This is a genomic window from Hymenobacter arizonensis (assembly GCF_900115775.1).
Taxonomy (GTDB): Bacteria; Bacteroidota; Bacteroidia; order Cytophagales; family Hymenobacteraceae; genus Hymenobacter; species Hymenobacter arizonensis.
In genome coordinates, this window is the sequence record NZ_FOXS01000002.1 from 55,708 (window position 1) to 75,554 (window position 19,847).

Here is a 19,847-nt window from a genome sequence, read left to right on the forward strand (position 1 = left end):
AGGTGCTAAGACGGCTTGCGGCCTCGAATTGTTTGCACAAGTCCGTACAACCTCCCGTGTGGTCCCCGATGCCGCCTTCGTCAACGACCTCACAAGCCCACAAAAAATCTACAAAAACCACAAATACTTTACCCAGCAGCAACTCAAGGCTGGGCTTTAACCCAACTTCTCGCCGTACCTTTGCCTGGCAAAAGGCCCCAACCCCCAACCCCTTTTGCTATGGCGGATTCCGCAACCCCAAAAATTGCCTTCGAGGCGCTAACCTACGACGACGTACTGCTGCTCCCAGCCTACTCCGAGGTACTGCCCCGAGACTGCGACACCGGCACCCGCCTCACCCCCAACATCCGGCTGCAAACCCCGCTCATTTCAGCGGCCATGGACACCGTCACGGAGTCGGACATGGCCATTGCGTTGGCGCAGGAAGGTGGCTTGGGCATTATTCACAAGAATATGTCCATCAAGGCGCAGGCCGACCAGGTGCGGCGGGTAAAGCGCAGCGAATCGGCCCTGATTCAGGACCCCTTCACCCTCGCTCCCACCCACACCCTGGCCGACGCCCGCCAGCTGATGCGCAAGCACGGCATTGGCGGCATCCCCATCATCACCGACGACCGCCGCCTGCAGGGCATTCTCACCAACCGCGACCTGCGCTTCGAGAAGGACCTGACCCAGCCCGTCACCACGGTAATGATTCCGCTGGCCCGCCTCGTAACGGCCCCGGCCGGCATCGACCAGGCTGCCGCCGAGCAGCTCCTGACCGATAGCAAAGTAGACAAGCTGCCCCTCGTGGACAGCGAAGGCCGCCTCGCCGGCCTCATGACCTACAAAGACATCCGCAAGCGCCGCCGGGCGCCCCACGCCAGCAAGGATAGCAAAGGCCGGCTGCGCGTAGGCGCCGCCGTGGGCGTTACGCCCGACCTGCTCCAGCGCGTGGCCGCTCTGGTAGAAGCCGGCGTCGACCTCGTCAGCCTCGACACCGCCCACGGCCACTCCAAGGGCGTGATGGACGCCGTGCGCGCCATCAAAGCCGCTTACCCGAACCTCGACGTGATGGCTGGCAACGTAGCCACCGCCGCCGGGGCCCGCGCCCTGGCCGACGCCGGCGCCGACTGCGTGAAAGTGGGCGTGGGACCGGGCTCCATTTGCACCACCCGCATCATTGCCGGTATTGGGGTGCCGCAGCTCTCGGCCGTGCTCGAAGCCGCCCGCGGCCTCGAGGGCACCAACGTGACGCTGGTAGCCGACGGCGGCATTAAGTTTTCTGGGGATGTAGTGAAGGCCCTGGCCGGTGGCGCCGCTGCCGTGATGGTGGGCTCGCTGCTGGCGGGCACCGAGGAAGCTCCCGGCGACCTCATTATATACGAAGGCCGCAAGTACAAATCGTACCGCGGCATGGGCTCGGTGGAGGCCATGGAAGACGGCAGCAAGGACCGTTACTTCCAAGACGCCGAAGACGACGTGAAGAAGCTAGTGCCCGAGGGCATCGTGGGCCGCGTACCGTTCAAGGGCAATGTTTCGGAGGTGATTTACCAGCTTGCTGGCGGGCTCCGGGCCGGCATGGGCTACGTGGGTGCCGCCAACATTGTGGCGCTGCAAGCCGCGCAGTTCGTGCGCATCACCGGAGCCGGCCTGCGCGAGTCGCACCCCCACGACGTGCAAATCACGCAGGAGGCGCCCAATTATTCGAGCCGGTAGCGGCTGCTAGTTAAGCTTTCATAACCAAGGGGCAGCCCCGGCTTTACGCTGGAGCTGCCCCTCGGCCTTGTACCATTGGGCAGAAATTTCGCAGGGTCGATTGTATCTTGCATGCCGATTGGGCGTCGATGAAGACGCGGCGGGCTGGTGCGCTTGTGTTTTTCCTGGTTTTTGTCTGTGCCTAAACGCTTACTCTCATTCCTGCTGCCGTTCAGCCTGCTTAGCTGGTTGCTGCTGCTGCTTAGTGCGCTAAGCCACTCAGGGGCTGGCCAGTGGCTCGGCGACTGGCCGCAGTGGACCACCCAGCTCACCCAAGGGGCCTTCGTGCTGAGCGTGTTCCTCTACTACCGCTACCAGCCTTCGCCGCTGCAAGGGCAGGCCTTTGTGAAGCTGCTGCGGCGCTTGCTGCTGGGGCCGGGCCTGCTGGCCCTGGGCTGCGTAGCCCTGCACTTAGTGGAGCGACTGGCCAAAGACGAGCCTATTTTCAACAGCAACAGCCTACTTTTCACCAGTATATACACCCTCAACCTGGGGTTGTTTGTGATTTTCCTGGCCCGCACCAACTACGCCTGGCGGGCGCTGGTGCTGTTTCGTTCCTCAAGCAGGCTTCAGCGCGAATGGACCGTATTTGAGGTACTGCTGGGCGCTACGCTGCTGTTCCGCCTGGTGGGCGTGAATCCGCCCAACTACATCGGCATTCCCATAGTGGTGCTGTTGGGCTTGTACGGCATCTACCTCAGCGGGCACCAGAAGTGGGTGGCGTATCTCAGCCAGCGCGATAAATGGAACGCGGTGCTCCTGCAGGCCGGCTTACTCTTCGGCGTGTTGGTGTTTGTGCAGTACTTCCGCGTCACGCAGGCCGACCCGCAGCTCATTGCCCCGCGGCCGCAGTATGCGTTTTTGCTGCTCACGGCTTTTTTCTCCACTTTCTATGCCCTGATGGGCCTGTTGGTCACGTTTTTCAACATGCCCATTGCCGATATTATCGAGCAGCGGCGCAACGAGATTCTGCGCCTGCAGCGCCTCACCCAAATTATTCAGCGCGGCCAAACTTCGGCTGAGGTATACAACATCCTGCTGGAGTCGGCGGTGCAGACGGTTCATGCCGAAGCCGCCTGGCTCGACCTGGACCCGGGCCACGCCGGGGCTGATGTCGCCGAAACTTCGTTCTACTACAACCTAGTGCCCGACCAGGCCAGCGTCTTGCGCGGCCTCCTAAAAGGGCACGAGTTGGCCGAGGGCGAGTTCATTACCAATGACCTCAACCTGCGGCCCGGCTTTGGCAACCGGCCCCAGGCCTTCCGCTCGTTGCTGCAGTTGCCGTTGCGGGGCCTGCACTACAACTACGGCATTCTCCACCTGTTAAAAGTGGAGCCTCACACCTTCGACCGCGAAGACCTCAACATCCTGCAAACCTTCACCAGCCAGGCCGTGCTCAGCATCGAGAACCTGGAGCTGGTGCGCACCTCGCTCGAAAACCAGCGCACGCAGGAGGAGCTGAAAATCGCCTCTCAGGTTCAGGACAGCCTTATTCCGAAAAACCTGCCTACCGACAACTGGTTTGAAATCAGCTCGCACTCGCTGGCGGCCAAGGAAGTAGGCGGCGATTTCTACGACTTCCTGCACCTGCCCGGGCGGCGGCTGGCCGTCATCATTGGCGACGTGAGCGGCAAGGGCGTCACCGCGGCCTTCCACATGGCGCAGATGAAAGGCATCTTTCATTCGCTGATGCAGGAAAACCCGCTGGCCAAGACCGAGCGCGACAAATTCCCCGTGCCCAGCCGGTTCATGACCCAGGCCAACACCGCCTTGTCTCACTGCCTAGAGAAGTCGTCGTTCATCACCTCGTCGCTCTATATTATTGATTACGAGCAGGGTGGCTTCGTTTTTGCCCGCGCCGGCCACTGCCACACACTCTACTACCACGCCCTGCGCGAGGAAGTGTTCTACTTCGAGTCGACCGGACTTGGCCTCGGCATCATCCGAAACGAGACCTACGAAAAGCACATCAAAAACCAGTTCTACGACTACAGCCCCGGCGATGTGATGGTGATTTACACCGACGGCATTGTGGAGGCCCGCGGCGAAGGCGGCGCCGAATACGGCGAAGACCGGCTCAAGCTCCGCCTGGAGGAAACTTACTACCAGGATGCCGAAGACATCAAGGCCTTTATTCTCAAGGACCTTAATGCCTTCACCCAAGGCTACCCCATCCACGACGACCAGACCCTGCTGGTTATTAAATTCAAGTCGGCTCAACCCCCACTGTGAGCCTGACGTATCGCCCTCATTATGAAAGTAACTGCCCAACCCTCCGCCGATACCCTCACCCTCATTCTAGACGGTGAGTTGGACGCTAGCTCCGCCATTGTTCTTGACACTGAACTGGCTAAGCCCGATATTCTTGAGTACCGCAAAGTGCTGGTTGACTGTGCCAAGCTCAGCTACATTTCTTCGGCTGGCCTAGGGGTGTTCATTTCGCACCTCCAGCGCTTCCAGGATGCCCACGTGAAGCTCGTGTTTTTCAACATGCAGGAGAAAGTATTTAATGTATTCGAAATCCTGGGCCTTGATGCCCTGATGACCATCGTCCCCAGCGCCACCGAAGCCGAAGCCGCATAGTTGAGTTATGAGTTTCGAGTTATGGGTTATTAGCTGAAAAAGAGGCTTCAATGCCATTCGGCTGCATAACCCATAACTCGAAACTCATGACTTTTCCTCCTAACTCCCGATGAAGTCTGCTCTCCGCATTGCTTGCTCACGCAGCCACCTCCAGCAGGTGCGCGACTTTGTGCGGACTTACCTCAGCCACCGGCAACTGCCAGAAGTTGCTGTTAACCAGATAGTACTAGCCATTGATGAGGTTGTAGCCAACTTCATTATTCACGCCAACGGCGAGGACGAAACCCAGTTTCTGGATTTAAAGCTCGACTTTAAAGAGAAGGAGCTGAACGTGGAAATTGCCGACCACGGCAACACCATCTACCTGCCTGGCCCCCACCAAACGCCCAATTTGCGCGACTACATCCAGCAGGGCCGCAAAGGTGGCATGGGCATGACGCTGGTTAACCGGCTCATGGACAAAGTGGAATTCTTCACCCGCGGCAACCACACCGTTTGCCACCTCAGCAAGCATCTGGCTTAGCCCGGAAATGCTTTAGCGCACGCGCCTGAGCCAATACGACGCCGTGCCGACCGTAGCTCAAGCAGCTGTACCACCTCATCCGTCGTGCCGACCAGTGCACTGCAGTTCGGTGTTGCTAAGTGCCCTATTCCGATGCAAATTTTGGTTCATCGATAAGAGGTATTTGGTAGCTTCGGCAATTGACTGTTGCTATGAAGCTGCTTCGACTTCGCTCGGCACGGCGTCCTTTTTGGCGTGTTCTGCGGTTCTAACACGAACAGAGCATGCACCCTTGCTCGGCAACCACCTTCGTTTCCCTCCAAAAATTAGTTAATTTCGCACTGGTACTTTTATGCCCGCGCTATTGGCTTCTACTTGCACGGCGCTCTCGTCTCCTATCTGTTAATATGCACAAACGCTTTCTGTACGCCGGCACTGCCGTCGTGACACTGCTGGCTGGCTGCCAAGCCTCTAAAACTGCTACTTCGGCCACTACGGGGACTGCTTCCACTGGCCCGGCTGTCGAAACACTGGGCAATTATCCGGTATCAGCCAACGAGTTTGCCTACGTCTACCGCAAAAACAACAGTACGGCCCCCGACTACGGCACCCGCCAAAGCGTGACCGAGTACCTCGACCTGTACACGAACTTCCGGCTGAAGGTGCTGGAAGCCGAGCAGCGCGGCCTCGATACCACGCAGGCTTTCAAGCGCGAGCTCGACGGCTACCGCCAGCAGTTGGCCCAGCCCTACCTCACGGAAAAGAGCGTGACCGACCAGCTGGTGCGCGAAGCCTACGACCGCATGAGCCAGGAGGTAAACGCCTCCCACATCCTCATCCGGGTAGCTCCCGACGCTGCCCCTCAGGATACCCTGGCAGCATATCAGAAAATTGAAGCCCTCCGCCAGCAGATTGTCGGCGGGGCTGATTTTGCCCAAGTAGCCAGCACGCAGAGCGAAGACCCTTCAGCCCGCGAAAACGCCGGTAAGCTTGGCTACTTCACCGCCATGCAGATGGTGTACCCGTTCGAGTCGGCCGCTTACAAAACGCCCGTGGGGCAAGTGTCGGCCCCCATTCGCACGCGCTTCGGCTATCACATCATCAAGGTCAACGACAAGCGGACCGCGCAGGGCGAAATCAAGGTAGCTCACCTCATGGTGCGGATGAACGCCAACGCGGCCAAGTCCGACTCGCTGACCGCCAAGAAGAAGATTGACGAGCTGCACAACCGCCTGAAAAAGGGTGAGAATTGGGACAAGCTCGTGGCGCAGTTCTCGGAAGATGCCGGGTCGGCTGCTAATGGCGGCGAATTGCCGCCCTTCGGCACGGGCCGCATGATTCCTTCCTTTGAAGAAGTAGCCTTCAAGCTGCAGAAACCCGGCGAAATTTCGGCACCCGTGCAAACGCCCTACGGCTGGCACGTCATCAAGCTGCTCGAGCGCCAGCCCCTGGCCCAGTTTGCCGACATGGAGGCCACGCTGAAAAGCAAAGTTTCCAAAGACTCCCGCTCGGAGCTGAACAAGGCCGCTTTCCTGAAGCGCGTGCGCCAGGAAAATCAGTTCATGGAAGTTCCGGCAGCCAAAACCTACGCTTTCAGCAAGGCGGATACTGCCCTGGTGGCGGGCCGGTTTGCTTATACCCCCGCAGCCACTGCCACTGGCAAAACGGCTAAAGGCGCTGCGAACGACAACGTTGCGCTGTTCACCATCAAGGGCAAGCCTTACTTGGTGAAGGACTTCCTGAGCTTTGCGCAGCAAAACCAGCGCCCCCGCACTGGCGCGCAGCCATCGTTTGCCATGCAGCAGCTCTACGACCAGTACGTGGAGCAGTCGCTCACCGACTTCGAGAAAAACAACCTCGAAAGCAAGTACGAGGACTACCGCATGCTGGTGAAGGAGTACCGCGACGGCATCCTACTCTTCCAATTGATGGATGAAAAGGTATGGAGCAAAGCCATTGAAGACACAGTAGGACTGAAAACCTACTTCGCGGCCAACCAGGATAAGTATCAGTGGGAGCAGCGCGTGCAAGGCACCGTGGTAAGTGCTGCTACGCCAGCGCTGCTGGCCCGGGCCCAAAAGGAGCTGAAAACCGGCCGCTTCCCGGTTACCCGGAATGTTCCTAAAATCGCTCTTTACCCCACCGGCTCCGCCACCGTGGGCAAAGGCGTCGCTACTTCCTTGGGCGATGTTGCTAACCGCATGCTGCAAGACACCCTGGCCCGCGTTACCCTCACGGGCCGCGTGAAAAAAGGCGAAAAAGCTAGCTTGGCCCGCGCCCGGGCCGAGTCGGCCGCCAGCTACCTGCAGAGCCGTGGCGTGCCCGCCAGCCGCATCAGCAAAGCAGCCCAAACCGCTGCGGGTGGCGAAGGCGGCGCTCAAATTGCGCTGGTTAGCGGCAACCCTGCCGCCATTGAGGCTGCTCTGAATGAGAAAAGCCCGCTGTCGGTTCAAATCACCCAGCGTGTGTTTCAGAAAGGCGACAACAAGCTGGTCGACGAGCTCATGGCCAAAGGCCCCGGCACCTACACCGTGCAGAAAGATGGCCGCCACAACGCCGTGACCATCGAGCGCATGCTGCCTCCGGGGCCCAAAACGCTGGCTGAAGCCCGTGGCCAGGCTACATCCGACTACCAGACCTACTTGGAAAAAGAGTGGATTACCGAAATGCGCAACACCCGCCCGGTTAAGGTGAACGAGCAGGAGTTGAACAAGCTGGTAACCAAGTAACCGATTACCGAACGACCGAATGGGTGGAGGGTGAATGCGAACAATTCACTCCCCACCCATTCTCTTTTTTCGCCTGCAGGCCCTGTTTGCAACCTTCCGAGCCGGGCGGCGCTCCTTGTTTTTGTCTGCCCACGGATTTATCGTGAAATTTGTGGGCCCGTTTGTGTGTTATGCTTCCGTGGCGCAAGCCCCGGCACTTGGCCGCAGGGCTTTACATTACTACTCTATGCTTTTTAAAGTAAATCGCGCCGCGGCGTTGGCTCTGCTTACGTTGCTGCTGCTTTTGGGCTTTGCCCCCGCTTCCCAGGCCCAGCTGGGCATCACCCGGACCAGAGGCCAGCAGCTGCTGGATGGTATTGTGGTGAAGGTGGATAATCAGATTGTACTCCAGTCCGATGTGGAGAACATCTACTTGCAGGAACTGGCCCGGGCCGAAGGCAAGCCGCTGCCGCCCGACTTCAAGTGCAAAATTCTACAAAGCCTGGTGCTGAACAAGCTGATGCTCGCCCGCGCCGAAGTTGACTCCGTCACGGTGTCGGACCAGCAGGTGAACGGCGAGGTAGACCGCCGCATGGCCTACTTTGTGCAGCAGATTGGTTCGGAGAAGCGCCTGGAGGAGCAGTACAACAAGCCTATCAAGGCACTGAAAGACGACCTGCGTCCTCAAATCAAGGACCAGCTAACCCAGCAGAAAATGCAGGAAACCATCACCGGCAAGGTGGCGGTGACGCCGCGCGAGGTAGCGCAGTACTTCAGCAAAGTGCCCAAAGACAGCCTTCCGTACTTCAGCACCGAAGTAGAAGTTGGTCAGATTATCATCACGGCCCAGGTAAACGACAAAGCCAAGCAAGCTGCCATTGCCAAGCTCAACGACCTACGGGGCCAGATTCAGGGCGGCGCTGACTTCGCAACCTTGGCCAAGCAATATTCCGAAGACCCGGGCTCAGCCAAAGAAGGCGGCTACCTCGGCTTTTTCGGTCGCGGCGAACTGGTGCCCGAGTACGAAGCCGCCTCGATGAAGCTTGAGCCAGGCCAGATGTCGCCGGTGGTGCAGTCGCAATTCGGCTTTCACCTTATCCAGTTCATTGAGCGCAAAGGCAACAAGTATTCCACGCGCCACATTCTGCTCAAGCCCGAAGCCGGCGCGGCCGATGCCAGCGAAGCAGCCAAAACCCTGACCAAGCTGCGCCGTCAAATTTTGTCCGACAGCACCAGCTTTGCCAAAGCGGCCAAGGACTTTTCTTCTGACAAATCCAGCTCCGGCAACGGCGGCCTGCTCCAGAACCGGCAGGACGGGGGCACGCGCATGCCCCTCGACAAGCTGGACCCGGCCGTGTTCTTCACCATCGACACCATGAAAGTGGGTAGTATCACGCGTCCCCTGCCCTACCGCACCGACGACGGCAAGGACGCCATGCGCATCATCTGGCTGAAGTCGAACACGCCCCCTCACCAGGCCAACCTGCAGGAAGACTACCAGAAGATTGCCGCCGCTGCCCTCAACGAAAAGCGCAACAAAGCTCTGGACGAGTGGTTCCTAAAGAATCGCGGCACGGTATACCTGGAAATTGCCCCAGAATATGCGCAGTGCAAAGTGCTCGACGTAGCGGAGCGCTAAAAAGAGCCCAGCTAACAAAGCATGTCATGCTGAGTTTGCCGAAGCATCTCGCGTGGTGAAGTACCATTTTTTGGATTAGTCCCCCATGCGAGATGCTTCGGCAAGCTCAGCATGACGTTCTACTGTTCTTATGCCCACATTCGCCAACGATAAAGAAGCCGCCGATGCCCTAGCCGCCTCCTTCCAGAAGCTGCGCCAGGAAATTGGCAAAGTCATCGTGGGCCAGGATGAAGTGGTGCGGCTGGTACTTACCGCCGTGTTTTCGCAGGGCCACAGTCTATTGGTCGGGGTGCCCGGCTTGGCCAAAACCCTCCTCATCCAAACCATCGCCGACTCGCTGGATTTGTCGTTCAACCGCATCCAGTTCACGCCCGATTTGATGCCCTCCGACATTGTGGGCTCGGAAACCATGAACCAGCAGCGCGACTTTCACTTTGTGAAGGGTCCCGTATTTGCCAACATCATTCTGGCCGACGAAATCAACCGCACGCCGCCCAAAACCCAGGCTGCGCTGCTGGAGTCGATGCAGGAATACGCCGTCACGGTAGCCGGCCAGCGCTACGCTTTGGCGCGCCCGTTCTTCGTACTGGCCACCCAAAACCCCATCGAGCAGGAAGGCACCTACCCCCTGCCAGAAGCGCAGCTCGACCGCTTCATGTTCAACATTGAGCTGGGCTACCCCAGCTACGCCGAAGAGCTGAACATCGTTAAGAACACGACTTCTGACCGCAAGCACTCCGTAAACAAGGTGCTGCACGCAGCCGATATTCAGGCGTTTCAGGAGTTGGTGCGCCGCGTGCCCGTGGCCGACAATGTAGTGGAGTACGCCGTGAGTCTGGTGCATAAAACCCGGCCCGGTACCGAACGCGCCGCCCCCCGCGCTACCCAGCTCTTGGAGTGGGGCGCTGGCCCCCGCGCTTCGCAGCACCTCATTGTAGGCGCCAAGTGCAACGCTCTGCTCAACGGCAAGTACTCGCCCGACATTGAAGACGTACGCGCCGTGGCGGTGCCCATTCTGCGCCACCGCCTTGTGCGCAACTTCAAGGCCGAGGCCGAAGGCATCGGCGTAGAGCAGATTGTGAAAGAATTACTGTAAGAACAACCAACAGAACGTCATGCTGAGCTTGTCGAAGCATCTCTATTGCAATAGTAAATTAGATTACTAAGTAGTAGAGATGCTTCGACAAGCTCAGCATGACGTTCTTTGTGACTTCATTGCCTGATATAAAATGGAAGTTCAAGCCTACTACCAACAATTTGAGCGCAACGTGCGCATCATCCTCGACGCCCTCGCCGCCGGCCTCGACCTGCGCACTACTTCTCTCGAAACCAGCCTGCCCATTGAGGTATATGTGCTTTGTGAAGTGCTGAACCAAGGCGCCGGCGAAGACTTTGTGCTCACTGCCACAGGCGTGGCTCGGCTAGCCGAGTTTCAGCAGCAGTTCATGAAGCACGAGGGCCAAACCCTCGCCGCCATGGAGCGCGTGCTGGCCGACAAGCGCGGCACCATGCGCACGCCCGAAGGCCGCGTGCTGGTGAAGGAAATGCTCATTCGCCGCCTGGAGTTTTTTAATGAAGCAGCCCGGCAGGTGAACGTAATGCGCACACAGCAGGCCCTCGGCAGCCCCAGCCAATACGTAGGCGCCAATAAGTAGCGCGTGCTGTTCCGTCAGTTTTCAAAAGCCGCTTCTGAGCAACAGAAGCGGCTTTTTGCGTTTCAGCCCTTTTCCCACGAATCTACTTTTTAGCCAATCTCACTAGTCAATTGTTATCCTTGTTCCCTTTCTGCCGTTTGCAGTGTTGACCTGCGTCACACTCTACCCGCCGATGCCTTCATGCTGCCTCGAACCTCGCTATTTACGCCTCGCCTATGCCTGCGGCCTTATGAGCTCGCCGATGCTCTCGCGTTTTTCGGCCTGATTGACGGCGACCGGGCCCGCTTTCGCACGTCTTTCCCCGACCGCCTGCAGGCCGTGCGCACCCTTTCCGATGCAACCACTGCCCTCCGCGATTTTGCCAATGATTGGCGCACGGGCCGCTTCTACGTGTTTGGCATGTGGCACCGCCACCGCCCGGCCTATCTCGGCGATATCTGCATAATGCCTCAGGGCAAAGGGCAGGCTGAAATTGGCTATTACCTGTCGGCTAGTGCCGAAGGCAACGGCTACGCCCGCGAAGCCCTGAGCGCCATTATTGCGTTTGGCTTTGAGGACATGGGCAGCCAGCGCCTGCTCATCCGCTGCTACGCCGACAACGAGCGGGGCCAGGCTGTGGCCAGAGCAGCAGGCTTCGTGCTAGAGGTTCAGCCCAAGCGCCCTACATGGTTTCGCAACTCCGATGGCCCGGCCAACATCCGACGCTTTGTGCTGACACGCGCTCAAAGCCAAGCATCGGCAGGTTAGCTGCTACTGCCCTACCCGCACCCGCTGGCTTGCATTGCCCAGCAGCCACTCCTGGCGGAAGTTCAGGTACACCCCAAACGAGAAATCCAGCAGCCGAGCATTGAAGTCGTAAACCGGCTCCATACGCACGGTGAGCGCCGCCGAATCGGCGATGCGGAAGTCGCGCAGCAAGCGCACAAAAAGCAGACGGCGGTTTGTGTCAGTAAACTCCGGGCTAAACACTGCCCGCGAAACGCTTTGGTACAGGTCGCCTCCCAGCGGTGCCACAAACCGCTGGCCCTGCCAGTAGCTCAGCATCACATCGGCGTAGCGCGTTTCGAGCGTGGTATTCAGATACAACGCCCGGCCGTATTTGTAGGGCGTTAGGAAAGTAGACGAACGGTCCTGAAAGCCGAGGACGTAGCCATTGAAGCGCAGGGCCCGCACATTGGGCCCGTTTAGGATACGGCGCGCTTCCAGCCCTACTGCTTCGTTGAGCAAGGTTTGCAAAGGCCTATCTACGGTATCAATCTGACCACCTCTGTGCGTGGCCGTGAATTGAACCGGCACCGATACCTGCCAGCTGCTTTGGTCCCCACTGAGACGGTAGCTGCCACTCAGGCCGCCGGCAATTTCCTCCTGAAAATTGCTGAAGCGGTACTGCTGCCGCTGCCAGTCGACCCAAGCGTCCAGAAACAAGCGTCTACCCAGGTAGCGGTACTGCAAGCCTTCTTCCAGCGGCCTCAGCATCACCCGCTCGAAATTGAAAAGCGGCTCGATGTAGCCGTGGTTGAGGTGCGGCCGAATATTGCCCAGAATGATTTGATTATGGCCCTTGGTCCAGGTTGCCCGGTAAGTAGGCCGCACCTGCTGCAAGGTGGGGTTGCCGAAATCCTTCCACAGAAAAACGCCGGCTTCTAGGCGCAGGCTCGCTGTAGGGTAAAATACAAGCTGCGGGTTTAGCTGCGTGCCGAAGAGGGTATAGCCTTCTATTATCGGGTTGAAGTATTCGTTATCCTTAAAAAATGTGAAAGCGTTTAGAGAAAGTCGTAAGTCACCGCCTTTTGCTTCTGGTTCATCTTCCCAACTTTTAAGAGTGGCTCTCGCACGCGCACTTGCTGAATCGAGTGGTACAACATGGACATTTACACCATTATTATACTTCACCTCTGTCACTCGCAACTCGCTCGGTGCGCCCGGACGGGGCGAAGTAAACGCCGAATTATCCAGCTGCGCCCGGGCCTCTCCCACTGTAATTAGCACAACCACAAGGCCAACTAAATTTTTTAGATAATTCCCCATATATTTCCGCTTCAAACGGCACGAAACCGCCGAGCATTGTGTTAAAAAAAGCCGTCTTAAAAGGGCTAATCACTACCCTAACCCGGGAATAGATTAATCTGACTTTGACAGCTCCAAAACCCTTAACTTTACCAAACCTAATCCCTTTTTCATAAATACCCCCTCATGGCACTAGCTACCAAAATGGCCCCTAAGGCCGATAAAGTCGAAAAGGCTGAAAAAGGCGATATGAATGTCGCGGCCGAGAAAATGAAAGCTCTTCAGCTCACGCTTGATAAGCTGGACAAAGCCTACGGCAAAGGCACCGTGATGAAGCTCAGCGACAATAAAGTTGGCGACATTCCGAGCATCAGCACTGGCTCGCTCTCGCTCGACATTGCCCTAGGCATTGGCGGTGTGCCCCGTGGCCGCGTGATTGAAATCTATGGTCCGGAATCGTCGGGCAAGACCACCCTGACCATGCACATGATTGCCGAAGCGCAGAAGAAAGGCGGCATGGCCGCGTTCATCGACGCCGAGCACGCCTTCGACAAATCTTACGCTGAGAAACTGGGTATTGACACGAGCAATTTGCTCATTGCCCAGCCCGACAACGGCGAGCAAGCCCTCGAAATCGCCGACCAGCTGATTTCGTCGGGAGCCATCGACATCATCGTTATTGACTCCGTGGCCGCCCTGGTTCCCAAAGGCGAACTCGAAGGCGACATGGGCGACTCGAAAGTGGGCTTGCACGCCCGCCTCATGAGCCAGGCCCTGCGTAAGCTCACCGGCACCATCAACAAAACCGGCTGCTGCTGCATCTTCATCAACCAGCTGCGTGAGAAAATCGGCGTGATGTTCGGCTCGCCCGAAACCACCACCGGTGGTAACGCCCTGAAATTCTACGCTTCGGTACGCCTCGACATCCGTCGTATTGGCCAAATCAAGGAAGACAAAGACAACGTAACTGGCAACCGCACCAAGGTGAAGGTGGTGAAGAACAAAGTTGCTCCCCCCTTCAAAGTGGTCGAGTTCGACATCATCTACGGCCAGGGCATTTCCAAAGTCGGTGAGATTGTGGACCTGGGCGTCGACATGGGCATCATTGGCAAGTCGGGCTCGTGGTTCAACTACGGTGAGACCAAGATTGGCCAAGGCCGCGAAGCGGTGAAGACCCTGCTGCTCGACAACCCCGAGCTGGCGCTGGAAATCGAGAACAAAATCCGCACCATGGCCAAGGGCGACGAAGACGTCATTCCCGTTGACCTGACCATCGTGGAAGACGGCGAAGACACGCTGTAAGCACCGCTAAAAGACAAAGGCCAACAGGTTTAACTCTGAACCTATAACCTTTGACTTATCGAAGAAAAGCCCGCTGCAACCCGCAGCGGGCTTTTTTACGTCCGTATATTTGAAGAACCTGAGGATGGCACTAGGTTTGTCTAGGTCGGGCTTAGCCTCTCTACTTCGTATAGTCATGAACCGTCGCTGGCTCCTGTTTGCTCCTCTTTTTCTACTCCTGACGGCCGCCGCGCAACGGACGCTGGGCCCCGGCGATGCCGTTCGCAACCTGCCACAGTCGAGTTTCGGGCGGGGCGAAGTCATTAAGTACACAGTGCACTACGGCCTCATCAACGGCGGCGAAGCCACCGTGGAAACCGACAACCGCTTGGAGCGCGTGAACGACCGGCCTTGCTACAAAGCCACCGTGAGCGGCCGCACCACCGGCTCGTTCGATTTTTTTCTGCGCATTCGAGACCAGTGGCGCGCCTACATCGATACCACCAGCATTCTGCCCATTCGCTCGCAGCGCGACATAGCCGAGAAAAACTACCGCAAAAAAGAAACCGTCAACTTCGACCATGTCAACGACATAGCCGAGGTGCAGGACCACGACAAGGAGAAGCCCAAGCGCACCACCGTAAAAATCGGCAACAACTCTCTGGAACTAGTCAGCGGCTTTTACTACCTGCGCACCTTCAATTTTGACCGCATGCGGGTAGGCGAGGTCATCAAAATGCCAGCGTTATTAGATGGCGACAACTTTGTGCTCGAAGTGGTATTCAAAGGGCGGCAAATTGTAAGCACCAAAGCCGGCGACATTCGCGCGTTCAAACTTGTACCCCGCATGCCGGACAACAAGCTCTTTCGCGGCGAAAACGCCATTTCGGTGTACTTCTCCGATGACCGGAATAAAATTCCAGTCCTGTTTCAGGCCGAGATGTTTGTGGGCACAGTGAAGGTGGATATGATGAAGTACTCTGGCTTAAAATGGCCGCTCAACAAGGTAAACTAGCCTGCCAAGCTCTGCGGTGGTCACATAATCGTAACATAGCTATGGCGGCACCAAGCGGTACTTTTGCAGAAACAACGCATTGCTTCACTTAAGCCCCAACGCCGTGACTGCTCCCAAATCGCCCGTGTATAAGATTCTTGTGGTTGATGACGACCCGGACATCGTCGAGTTGCTGGAGTTCAACCTGAAGAAGGAGGGCTACCAGACCGCCTCGGCCAGCGACGGCCGTAAAGCCCTGGAAATTGCCGCTGACTTCCACCCCGACATCATCCTGCTCGATGTGATGATGCCTAACCTCGACGGCATTGCCACTTGCCGCCTGCTCCGCGAACAGCCCAAGTTCAAAGACACCTACATTCTGTTCCTGACGGCCCGCGCCGAGGAGTTTTCCGAAGTAGCCGCTTTTGAGGCCGGCGCCGACGATTTCATCGCCAAACCCATCAAGCCCCGTGCCTTGCTCGGCCGCCTGGCCGCCGTGAAGCGCCGCGACCAAGACCCCCACACCGCTATCGATGCCATCGACATCAATGGCCTGCGCATCGACCGCACCGGCTTTGCCGTGTACCAGGAAGGTCACAAAATCACGCTGCCCAAGAAGGAATTCGAGTTGCTGGCTTTCCTGGCCGCCTCGCCCCACAAGGTTTTCAACCGCGAAGAACTGCTGCAAAACATCTGGGGCAACGATGTTTTCGTGCTGGCCCGCACCGTGGACGTGCACGTGCGCAAAGTGCGTGAGAAAGTAGGCGACCACCACATTCAAACCATTAAAGGTGTGGGCTATAAGTTTAACGCCGACTAGCGCCCTGCTCCACTTGTCATCCTGAGCACAGCGAAGGACCTTCTCACGCCTGAACAACCATCGTTCGGGCCTGAGAAGGTCCTTTGCTGTGCTCAGGATGACTTATTTTTGCTCAATAAGTCCTGTCATATGAATCTTTCTTCCCGCACCATAGCCATTCTCATTTCGCTGCTGGTGGCGGGGGTGCTCACCGCCTATGCCCATTTCGGCCCCACCCTCGCATTCCGGGAAGCTTTTTTAGCGGCGGGGGTCACGGTAGCAGCATGTTTCCTGCTAGTTTATTTGTCGTTTGAAGCCCTTATTTTTCGGGAAATCAACAGCATCTACGCGGGCCTGGAGCACATCAAGCGCAAGGAATTCAAACAGATGAGCAACAAGTTTCTGTTTCGGCCCGAGCCGGTGAAGCGCGTGCGCGACGAAATCCTGCTCATGGCCGAACGCCGGCAGCAAGAGCTCGACGAGCTGGTGCGCCTGCAGGCCCTGCGCCGCGAGTTTTTGGCCGATGTGTCGCACGAGCTTAAAACACCACTTTTCGCTGCCCAGGGCTTTGTGCACACCATTTTGGATGACGAGGACGACGACATTGACCTTGCCACCCGCCGCAAGTTCCTGAGCAAAGCCGCCGCCAGCCTCGACACGCTCGACGCGCTGGTGCAAGACCTGGTCACGATTGCGCAGCTCGAAAAAGGCGTGGTGCGCATGCGTCGCCAGCGCTTCGATTTGATTGCGCTGGTGCGCGAAATCTTTGAGCTGCTGGAGCAACAAGCCGCGCGGCGCGGCACGGCCCTGGAGCTGTTTCCGCCCAATCTGCCGGCAGAGCTACCCGTTGTCGCCGACCGCAACCGCATCCGCCAAGTATTGGTCAATCTGATTGACAACGCCATTAAGTATGGCCGTGAGAATGGGCGAGTAATTGTGGCGTTGGGAGAAAGTGGCCGCACGGTGCGCATTTCCGTGCGCGACGATGGCGCTGGCATTGCGCCCGAACACCAAGCCCGCATTTTTGAGCGGTTTTACCGCATTGACAAAAGTCGCTCGCGCGAGTCGGGCGGGTCGGGCCTGGGGCTCGCCATCAGCAAGCACATTGTAGAGGCGCACAAATCGAGCATTAAGGTGAAAAGCACCATCGGCGAAGGCACAACGCTGGAGTTTAAGCTTAACAAGCCCAAAAGCGTTGGGTAGGCGTTCGAGGCGGACAGGCTGCTGATACGGAGCGTCGGCTAGGCATTATTACTCTTTCGCTTCATTCCTGCTTCGCCACACAGCGTGGCGTTGGCCGTACCTTTGGGGCTGCGTATGAAGCTTCCCAATTTTTCCGACCTCGTTATTTTCGAGAACGACGACTACCTCGTCGTCAATAAGCCCCCATTCCTGGCCACGCTCGACGAGCGGGTGGGCGGCGCGCCCAACATGCTGCGCTTGGCCCGCCAGAACCACGACGACATCCAGGCCGCTCACCGCCTCGACCGCGAAACCAGTGGGGCTCTAGCCTTTGCTAAAACTCCCGAGGCGTACCGCCACCTCGCGATGCAGTTTGAAAACCGCGAAGTGAAAAAAGAGTACCACGCCGTGGTGTGGGGTACCCCGCAGTTTAATGACGAAGTCGTAGAGCGCAGCATTGAAAATACCACGCGCGGCAAAGCTCGCCTCGCCTACAAAGGCAAGCCGGCCGAAACGCACTTCACCACCCTCGAAAACTTCACCCGGCACTCGCTCATTCGCTGCCAGCCCATCACGGGACGCATGCACCAGATTCGCTTGCACCTGATGTATTTGAAGGCGCCCATTGTGGGCGACACGCTTTATGGGGGCGAGGATTTTTTTCTTTCCTCGCTCAAGAAGAAGTTCAACATGAAGGAAGGCGAAGAAGAGCAGCCCTTCATCAAGCGCTTCGCGCTACACGCCATGCAGCTGCAGTTTCAGGGATTGCAGGGCGAGGAAATCTCGGTGGAGGCTCCCTATCCTAAGGATTTCCGGGTGTTGGTAGAGGCCCTTCGTCAGCTGGCTTAGCTGCGCTCTCAAAAGTACCAGCCGAATGACTGCGGCATTTTATAGTTAAGGGTAACAGAGTATCTCCCGGCTATTTGATTGCTTTTCAAGCACAATTAATTGGGCGGGGCTTTGCACTGTCCTGATAAATCAGTACCTTTGTGTCCGTTTTTCCCGAAGCCCAATAGCTTCGAACTCTTATTCAATAGTTTAGCATACCTTTTTTTCGACTCATGGACCACCTGAGCTTCAAGACGACCCACGTCAATAAGGCCAACGCCCAGAAGAGCTGGGTTATCGTAGACGCCAGCGTAGCCCCGCTGGGCCGCGTTTGCTCGCAGATTGCCAACATTCTGCGTGGCAAGCACAAGCCTTCGTTTACCCCCAACTCGGACTGCGGCGACAACGTCATCGTTCTCAACGCCGACAAGCTGCGCGTAACGGGCAAAAAAATGACCGAGAAGGTCTACATCACCCACTCGGGCTACCCCGGCGGCCAGAAGCGTCGCACCGTGCGCGAGCAGATGGACCGCGACTCGCGTCGTGTTATCGAGCACGCTGTGAAAGGCATGCTGCAGGGCAACAAGTTGGGTTCGGCTCAGTACCGCAACCTGTACGTGTACGCTGGCACCGAGCACCCCCACGAGGCACAGCAGCCCGTAGCTATCGAACTCAAAAACCTGTAAGCCACGACGGCTTACTTTCTTTAATTTTTCCACTAAATGGCAATTACCAACACCTCTGGTAGAAGAAAAACCTCGGTGGCCCGCATCTACATGCAGGCCGGGCAAGGGAATATCACTATCAATGACCGGGACATGAAGGCGTATTTCAGCAACGAGTTGCTGGAAAACGTTGTGAACCAGCCCCTGGCAATTCTTGAGCAAGTCGGCCAGTACGACATCAAGGTGAACGTGAAAGGCGGCGGCATTTCGGCTCAGGCTGAAGCTATCCGTCTCGCAATCACTAAAGCTCTGGTTAGCGATAACGAAGAAACCCGTCCCGCTCTGAAGAAGGAAGGCTTCCTGACCCGCGACCCGCGCATGGTGGAACGCAAGAAATTCGGCAAGCGCAAAGCTCGTCGCTCGTTCCAGTTCTCGAAACGCTAAACCAGGAGGAAATATATCATGGCTCAGACGACTTATAAGGACCTGCTCGACGCAGGTGCCCACTTTGGTCACCTCACCCGCAAGTGGGACCCCAAAATGGCGCCGTACATCTTCATGGAGAAGAACGGCATCCACATCATTGACCTCAACAAGACGCTGGTTTCGCTCGACTACGCTGCTACTGCTATTCGCAACATCGCGAAGAGCGGCCGCAAGGTAATGTTCGTGGCTACCAAGAAGCAGGCACAAGAGATTGTGACTACCGAAGCCGAGCGCTTGAAAATGCCTTTCGTTACCGACCGGTGGTTGGGCGGCATGCTCACCAACTTCGCTACGGTTCGCAAGAGCCTGAAGAAGATGGCCACCATCGACAAGATGGTGAAAGAGAACACGGCCTACGCCGCTCTCGCTAAGCGCGAGAAGCTGATGATGTCGCGTGAGCGCGCCAAGCTGGACCGCGTACTCGGTGGTATCGCCGACCTCGGCCGCCTGCCCGCCGCCCTCTTCATCGTGGACGTGAAGCGCGAGCACATCGCCGTGAAAGAAGCTCACAAACTGGGCATCCCGGTGTTTGCTATCTGCGACACAAACTCGAACCCCGAATTGGTACAGTTCCCGATTCCTGCCAACGACGACGCCTCGAAGTCTATCCAGCTCATCGTGAGCGTGATTGGCAAGGCCATCGAAGACGGCCTGTCGGAGCGTAAAGTTGACAAAGAAGACGCCGACCGCAAGGAAGCCGACGAGGCTGCCATTGCTGAAAAAACGGCTGCTGACGAAGAATAGTCCCTTCTTAGCTCTTTGAAAAAAGGGAACCTTCGAG

Annotated in this window: 18 protein-coding genes; 17 read left to right on the forward strand and 1 reads right to left on the reverse strand. The window is 57.4% G+C overall.

The genetic code is table 11. From position 1 onward, the window contains the following. The first annotated feature begins 219 nt into the window (after positions 1-219). The 9 genes from guaB to BMZ66_RS06735 all read left to right on the forward strand — a co-directional run bounded on the left by guaB (position 220) and on the right by BMZ66_RS06735 (position 11,571). Positions 220-1,698, forward strand: coding sequence for an IMP dehydrogenase (gene guaB, locus BMZ66_RS06695; protein ID WP_092670416.1), 1,479 nt, complete (start codon positions 220-222; stop codon positions 1,696-1,698). Positions 1,699-1,875: 177 nt separating this feature from the next. Continuing rightward, complete coding sequence (locus tag BMZ66_RS06700) at positions 1,876-3,969, forward strand: PP2C family protein-serine/threonine phosphatase (protein ID WP_143080081.1); 2,094 nt, start codon at positions 1,876-1,878, stop codon at positions 3,967-3,969. Between the two features lie 21 nt (positions 3,970-3,990). Beyond that, positions 3,991-4,320: an STAS domain-containing protein gene (locus tag BMZ66_RS06705; protein WP_092670420.1), complete on the forward strand. Its 330-nt coding sequence runs from the start codon at positions 3,991-3,993 to the stop codon at positions 4,318-4,320. Between the two features lie 109 nt (positions 4,321-4,429). Then, positions 4,430-4,843: an ATP-binding protein gene (locus BMZ66_RS06710; protein WP_092670422.1), complete on the forward strand. Its 414-nt coding sequence runs from the start codon at positions 4,430-4,432 to the stop codon at positions 4,841-4,843. A gap of 386 nt (positions 4,844-5,229) precedes the next feature. Beyond that, positions 5,230-7,551, forward strand: coding sequence for a peptidylprolyl isomerase (locus BMZ66_RS06715; protein WP_092670424.1), 2,322 nt, complete (start codon positions 5,230-5,232; stop codon positions 7,549-7,551). Positions 7,552-7,777: 226 nt separating this feature from the next. Beyond that, complete coding sequence (locus tag BMZ66_RS06720) at positions 7,778-9,169, forward strand: peptidylprolyl isomerase (RefSeq protein WP_092670426.1); 1,392 nt, start codon at positions 7,778-7,780, stop codon at positions 9,167-9,169. A 130-nt stretch (positions 9,170-9,299) separates the two neighbouring features. Continuing rightward, entirely contained in the window at positions 9,300-10,265 is a 966-nt protein-coding gene (locus BMZ66_RS06725) for an AAA family ATPase (protein ID WP_092670428.1), read from the forward strand. 133 nt (positions 10,266-10,398) lie between these two features. Continuing rightward, on the forward strand, positions 10,399-10,824 hold the full coding sequence (locus tag BMZ66_RS06730; protein WP_092670430.1) for a hypothetical protein: 426 nt from the start codon (positions 10,399-10,401) through the stop codon (positions 10,822-10,824). 180 nt (positions 10,825-11,004) lie between these two features. Continuing rightward, positions 11,005-11,571 carry a GNAT family N-acetyltransferase gene (locus tag BMZ66_RS06735; RefSeq protein ID WP_092670432.1) on the forward strand — a complete coding sequence of 189 codons (567 nt, stop codon included), beginning with the start codon at positions 11,005-11,007 and terminating at the stop codon, positions 11,569-11,571. A gap of 3 nt (positions 11,572-11,574) precedes the next feature. On the opposite strand, the gene BMZ66_RS06740 is transcribed toward BMZ66_RS06735, so the two are convergent. Next, positions 11,575-12,852 carry a lipid A deacylase gene (locus tag BMZ66_RS06740; RefSeq protein WP_500778585.1) on the reverse strand — a complete coding sequence of 426 codons (1,278 nt, stop codon included), beginning with the start codon at positions 12,850-12,852 and terminating at the stop codon, positions 11,575-11,577. 228 nt (positions 12,853-13,080) lie between these two features. On the opposite strand from BMZ66_RS06740, the gene recA reads away from it, so the two are divergent. The 8 genes from recA to rpsB all read left to right on the forward strand — a co-directional run bounded on the left by recA (position 13,081) and on the right by rpsB (position 19,810). After that, positions 13,081-14,133 (forward strand): recombinase RecA, encoded by a 1,053-nt coding sequence (recA, locus tag BMZ66_RS06745; protein WP_092672839.1) that lies wholly within the window; start codon positions 13,081-13,083, stop codon positions 14,131-14,133. A 175-nt stretch (positions 14,134-14,308) separates the two neighbouring features. Continuing rightward, a complete protein-coding gene (locus BMZ66_RS06750; protein WP_092670436.1) occupies positions 14,309-15,127 on the forward strand; it encodes a DUF3108 domain-containing protein in 819 nt (272 codons plus the stop codon). 103 nt (positions 15,128-15,230) lie between these two features. Then, positions 15,231-15,926, forward strand: a complete 696-nt coding sequence (locus BMZ66_RS06755) for a response regulator transcription factor (protein WP_177204625.1) — start codon at positions 15,231-15,233, stop codon at positions 15,924-15,926. A 129-nt stretch (positions 15,927-16,055) separates the two neighbouring features. Then, entirely contained in the window at positions 16,056-17,108 is a 1,053-nt protein-coding gene (locus BMZ66_RS06760) for a sensor histidine kinase (RefSeq protein ID WP_092670438.1), read from the forward strand. A gap of 114 nt (positions 17,109-17,222) precedes the next feature. Further along, complete coding sequence (locus tag BMZ66_RS06765) at positions 17,223-17,936, forward strand: RluA family pseudouridine synthase (RefSeq protein WP_092670440.1); 714 nt, start codon at positions 17,223-17,225, stop codon at positions 17,934-17,936. Between the two features lie 212 nt (positions 17,937-18,148). Next, complete coding sequence (gene rplM, locus BMZ66_RS06770) at positions 18,149-18,601, forward strand: 50S ribosomal protein L13 (RefSeq protein WP_092670442.1); 453 nt, start codon at positions 18,149-18,151, stop codon at positions 18,599-18,601. A gap of 36 nt (positions 18,602-18,637) precedes the next feature. Then, positions 18,638-19,024: a 30S ribosomal protein S9 gene (gene rpsI, locus BMZ66_RS06775; protein ID WP_035563789.1), complete on the forward strand. Its 387-nt coding sequence runs from the start codon at positions 18,638-18,640 to the stop codon at positions 19,022-19,024. Between the two features lie 18 nt (positions 19,025-19,042). Further along, the gene (gene rpsB, locus BMZ66_RS06780) at positions 19,043-19,810 is read left to right on the forward strand and encodes a 30S ribosomal protein S2 (RefSeq protein WP_092670444.1); all 768 of its coding nucleotides are present in this window, start codon (positions 19,043-19,045) and stop codon (positions 19,808-19,810) included. The last annotated feature ends 37 nt before the right edge of the window (positions 19,811-19,847 follow it).

What these genes read in the sequence shown, in the direction of transcription:
- BMZ66_RS06730 (WP_092670430.1), top strand. Translation starts at nt 10,399, where the DNA reads ATGGAAGTTCAAGCCTACTACCAACAATTTGAGCGCAACGTGCGCATC.
- BMZ66_RS06705 (WP_092670420.1), top strand. Translation starts at nt 3,991, where the DNA reads ATGAAAGTAACTGCCCAACCCTCCGCCGATACCCTCACCCTCATTCTA.
- rpsB (WP_092670444.1), top strand. Translation starts at nt 19,043, where the DNA reads ATGGCTCAGACGACTTATAAGGACCTGCTCGACGCAGGTGCCCACTTT.
- BMZ66_RS06725 (WP_092670428.1), top strand. Translation starts at nt 9,300, where the DNA reads ATGCCCACATTCGCCAACGATAAAGAAGCCGCCGATGCCCTAGCCGCC.
- recA (WP_092672839.1), top strand. Translation starts at nt 13,081, where the DNA reads ATGAATGTCGCGGCCGAGAAAATGAAAGCTCTTCAGCTCACGCTTGAT.
- rplM (WP_092670442.1), top strand. Translation starts at nt 18,149, where the DNA reads ATGGACCACCTGAGCTTCAAGACGACCCACGTCAATAAGGCCAACGCC.
- BMZ66_RS06750 (WP_092670436.1), top strand. Translation starts at nt 14,309, where the DNA reads ATGAACCGTCGCTGGCTCCTGTTTGCTCCTCTTTTTCTACTCCTGACG.
- BMZ66_RS06720 (WP_092670426.1), top strand. Translation starts at nt 7,778, where the DNA reads ATGCTTTTTAAAGTAAATCGCGCCGCGGCGTTGGCTCTGCTTACGTTG.
- BMZ66_RS06740 (WP_500778585.1), bottom strand. Translation starts at nt 12,852, where the DNA reads ATGGGGAATTATCTAAAAAATTTAGTTGGCCTTGTGGTTGTGCTAATT.
- BMZ66_RS06765 (WP_092670440.1), top strand. Translation starts at nt 17,223, where the DNA reads ATGAAGCTTCCCAATTTTTCCGACCTCGTTATTTTCGAGAACGACGAC.
- BMZ66_RS06735 (WP_092670432.1), top strand. Translation starts at nt 11,005, where the DNA reads ATGCTGCCTCGAACCTCGCTATTTACGCCTCGCCTATGCCTGCGGCCT.
- BMZ66_RS06715 (WP_092670424.1), top strand. Translation starts at nt 5,230, where the DNA reads ATGCACAAACGCTTTCTGTACGCCGGCACTGCCGTCGTGACACTGCTG.
- rpsI (WP_035563789.1), top strand. Translation starts at nt 18,638, where the DNA reads ATGGCAATTACCAACACCTCTGGTAGAAGAAAAACCTCGGTGGCCCGC.
- BMZ66_RS06760 (WP_092670438.1), top strand. Translation starts at nt 16,056, where the DNA reads ATGAATCTTTCTTCCCGCACCATAGCCATTCTCATTTCGCTGCTGGTG.
- BMZ66_RS06710 (WP_092670422.1), top strand. Translation starts at nt 4,430, where the DNA reads ATGAAGTCTGCTCTCCGCATTGCTTGCTCACGCAGCCACCTCCAGCAG.
- guaB (WP_092670416.1), top strand. Translation starts at nt 220, where the DNA reads ATGGCGGATTCCGCAACCCCAAAAATTGCCTTCGAGGCGCTAACCTAC.